The organism is Bradyrhizobium sp. (assembly GCF_035701725.1).
Taxonomy (GTDB): domain Bacteria; phylum Pseudomonadota; class Alphaproteobacteria; order Rhizobiales; family Xanthobacteraceae; genus Bradyrhizobium.
In genome coordinates, this window is record NZ_DASSRP010000245.1 from 1 (window position 1) to 3568 (window position 3568).

The following is a 3568-nucleotide window of genomic DNA, read 5'->3' on the forward strand; positions in this document are numbered from 1 at the left end:
GCCGGCGCTGACGGCGGAAATGGTCGATTGGGCGCGCGCCACGGGATTTCGCGTGGTCGCTGCCGGCAAGGGCACCAAGTACCTGCCGGCCTATCACGACATCACACCGGACGGCGTCTGGCAGCATTATGGCCTCACGGCAAGCGAGGCGCAGTCCGCCGGCATGAATCCGCAGATGTTCAATTCGTTTCTCGACGGCACCAAATCCGCGATCGAAATGGCGGCGATTGCCAATGCCACCGGGCTCGACGTTCCCGCGAGCGGATTGTTGTTTCCGCCCTGCGGCGTCGACGACCTGCCGCACGTGATGCGGCCGCGCGCGCAAGGGGGCGGGCTGGAAAAATCCGGCGTGGTGGAAGTGGTGTCATCGCTCGAGCGTGACGGCCGGCCGGTGTTCCGCGACCTGCGCTGGGGCGTCTATGTGGTGCTGGAGGCGCCGAACGACTATGCCGCCGACTGCTTCAGGCAATATGGCCTGAAGACCGACGCCAGCGGCCGCTATGCGGCGATGTACAAGCCGTACCACCTGATCGGGCTGGAGCTGAATATCTCGATCCTGTCCGCGGCGCTGCGCAACGAGCCGACCGGGCAGCCGCTCGGCTTCCGCGGTGATGTGGCATCGGTCGCCAAGCGCAATTTGCGCGCCGGCGAGATGCTCGATGGCGAAGGCGGCTATACGGTGTGGGGCAAATTGATGCCGGCCAGCGCAAGCCTCAAAGCCCGCGCGCTGCCGATCGGGCTTGCGCACCACATCAAATTGAAGCGTGACGTCGCCCATGGCGCTGTGGTGAGTTGGGACGACGTCGAGGTCGATCCCGACAACGACACCATCAAGACGCGGCGCGCGATGGAGCAGAAATTCGGCGGAGGACACTGATGGCGCGGATCATTCCTGCACCGGCAGGTCCTCACCATGGACATACCAGTCGGCACGCGAGGACCAGTGAACATGCCGGGCGGGCGATGAGCCGAGCGGCTGGTCGAAACTTCCGGCATGCACGATCGCCTCGCGCCCACTGCGCGTCAGATGCGGCATGGGGCTGCCACACGTCTTGCAGAACGCGGTGGCAAAACTCCGTGCCTGCGGCAGATCGAAACGCACGACGGACGCTTCGCCGCGTAGCCAGTGCAGCGCCGAGGCCTTGACGACCACTTCACACGAATGTGCCGTTCCGGTCGCCTTGCGGCAGCGCGAGCAATGGCAATTCAGGAATTGATCGAGGGGGCCGTCGACCCCAAAGGTGACGTCGCCGCACAGGCAGCTTCCGCGAAACGTTGTCATGCCGGTCTCCCCGCCTCATCAACAAAAAAGCCCCGGAAAATTCTCCGGGGCTTTTCCATATCATGTCGTCGATGATCAGTTCTGGTCGTCGCCGAGAATGGCGTCGAGCTTGTCGTAGTTCTTGACGACGAGATCGATATTGCCCTTGTTCTCGATGGTCGGCTCGGGGGCTTTCAGCGCCTGATTGAGGTCGTCGAGAGCCTCCTTCTTGTCCTTGGCAGACATCTTGGTGTCCGCCTGGATCTGGGCGATCTGCGCCTTCATCACCGCGGCCATGCCGACATATTTCTTGCTCGCGGGGTCGATACCGCTCATCACCATGCCGATATTGTCGACGACGGTATTGTACTCATCGTAGCTCGCAAAGCCGTATTTCTTGGCGGTGGAATCAAGCTGCGCGGTGATCTTGGGATCCGGCTTGCCGTCCTGGGGCATCTTCTCGGCCAGCGCGTCCATGTCCTTGGCCGCCGCGATCACGCCCTCGACCTGCTTGTCGGTCAGCGCGATCTGCTTGATGGCCGAAGGCTGACCGGCAGGCGCGGCGGAAGGAGGCGCCATCTGTCCACCCTTGGCTTGCGCGAATGCGCCATTGCTCGAGAAGACCGCAAGGGAGGCGGCGAGACAGGCAATGCTGAAGGTGATGGCGACAGGGCGGATGAACTCACGCATGGGGAGGCTCCTAGGGGCTGGGGGGAACGCTTTTGAGTTTGCGATTTAGCTCTCTGCGGGGCGGTTCAAACTTCGGAACCGGAGCACTAGGTACGGGGCGTGAAATGAACGGGCACTGAACCCGGCATTTATCGACCAATCATGACAGAAATGCACACGTGTGGCAGCGCTTGGAGAGACAAGACCCCAACTGCAGTAATCGGCATCTTGCACGATCGTGATGAGTTCGATGACGTCATCACGAAAAAGCCCCGGAGCATGCCCCGGGGCTTTGGAATATCTGCTCGCATCGTTCGACGCGGCGCGACAGCGCCGAGACGATCAGTTCTGATCGCCGCCCATGATCGGAGCAAGCTTGTCGTAATTCTTCACCACGAGGTCGATGTTGCCCTTGTTCTCGATCGTCGGATCGGGCGCCTTCGCCGCCTGATTGAGGTCGTCGAGAGCTGCCTTCTTGTCTTTGGCAGACATCTTCTTGTCGGCCTGCACTTCGGCAATCTGGGCCTTGGCGACGGCTGCATTGCCGACATATTTCTTGCTCGTTGAATCGATGCCGGCCATCACCAGTCCGATATTGTCGACGACGGTGGTGTATTCGTCGTAACTCGCAAAGCCATTTTTCTTCGCTGCGGCGTCGAGCTGGGCGGCGAGCTTGGAATCTGGCTTGCCGCTCTTGGGCATCTTCTGCATCAGGGGATAGATGTCCTTGTCGGCGGAGATGACGCCTTCGACCTGCTTGTCGGTCAGCGCAATCTGCTTCACCGCGGCCGGCTGGCCGGCTGCAGGCGGCGGGGCCATTTGCTGCTTGCCCTGCGGAGCCATTTGCTTGCCTTGCGCAAGCGCGCTCTGGGTGGGCAGAGCCGCCAGAGAGGCGGCGAGACAGGCAATGCTGAACGTGACGGCAACGGGGCGAATGAACTCACGCATGGGCGGGCTCCTCGGGCTTGTTGGGACGCTTCTGGATTTCAGGCTTAAGTCTTCAGGGGGGCAGGTTCGAACTTCGGAACCGGTCCATCAGTACGGGGGACGAAATGAACCGGCCGTGAACCCCGCATTTGCCGGCCCATCATGACAGAAATGCAGGCGACCCGGCAGCAGCAAAGTGCGGCTTCAGAACAACAAAAACGCCGCTCTCCCGGCATGGGGAAAGCGGCGTTTTGTATGTCGTGACACGTAGAGAGGAATACCTTGTCCTTGGCAGGCCTGGCAGCGACCTACTCTCCCAGGGCTTGAGCCATAGTACCATTGGCGCTGAGGAGTTTAACGGCCGAGTTCGGGATGGGATCGGGTTCAAGCTCCTCGCTAAGACCACCAGGCCGGCGAAGGACAAGGAAACGAAGCAAGCGAGCGAGCGCGAGGCGCTCGCAGCGAATGGTGACTAGCGAATGGCGAATGGATGAAAATCATCCCTACTCGCTATTCGCCATTCCCAATTCGCAGGTCACATGGACACTGAAAATGAGAGCAATCAAGCCAATCGAACGATTAGTACCGGTAAGCTACATGCATTACTGCACTTCCACACCCGGCCTATCAACGTGGTCGTCTTCCACGGTTCTCAAGGGAATGCTCGTTTTGAGGTGGGTTTCCCGCTTAGATGCTTTCAGCGGTTATCCC

The 3568-nt window shown here is 60.7% G+C and carries 4 protein-coding genes and 2 rRNA genes; 1 reads left to right on the forward strand and 5 read right to left on the reverse strand.

Going from position 1 to position 3568, the window contains the following annotated elements:
• Positions 1 to 877 (forward strand): flagellar biosynthesis protein FlgA (locus VFL62_RS14355; protein ID WP_325173045.1); only part of this gene is annotated, 877 nt, incomplete at its 5' end.
• Positions 878 to 886: 9 nt separating this feature from the next.
• Here VFL62_RS14355 and VFL62_RS14360 read toward each other — a convergent pair.
• The 5 genes from VFL62_RS14360 to VFL62_RS14380 form a co-directional block, all read right to left on the reverse strand.
• A complete protein-coding gene (locus VFL62_RS14360) occupies positions 887 to 1282 on the reverse strand; it encodes a GFA family protein (protein WP_325173046.1) in 396 nt (131 codons plus the stop codon).
• A 75-nt stretch (positions 1283 to 1357) separates the two neighbouring features.
• The gene (locus VFL62_RS14365) at positions 1358 to 1951 is read right to left on the reverse strand and encodes a hypothetical protein (RefSeq protein ID WP_325173047.1); all 594 of its coding nucleotides are present in this window, start codon (positions 1949 to 1951) and stop codon (positions 1358 to 1360) included.
• A gap of 321 nt (positions 1952 to 2272) precedes the next feature.
• Positions 2273 to 2878, reverse strand: coding sequence for a hypothetical protein (locus VFL62_RS14370; RefSeq protein ID WP_325173048.1), 606 nt, complete (start codon positions 2876 to 2878; stop codon positions 2273 to 2275).
• A gap of 274 nt (positions 2879 to 3152) precedes the next feature.
• Positions 3153 to 3267 (reverse strand): 5S ribosomal RNA (gene rrf / locus VFL62_RS14375).
• Between the two features lie 148 nt (positions 3268 to 3415).
• Positions 3416 to 3568: ribosomal RNA gene (locus VFL62_RS14380) — 23S ribosomal RNA — on the reverse strand; the annotation flags it as partial.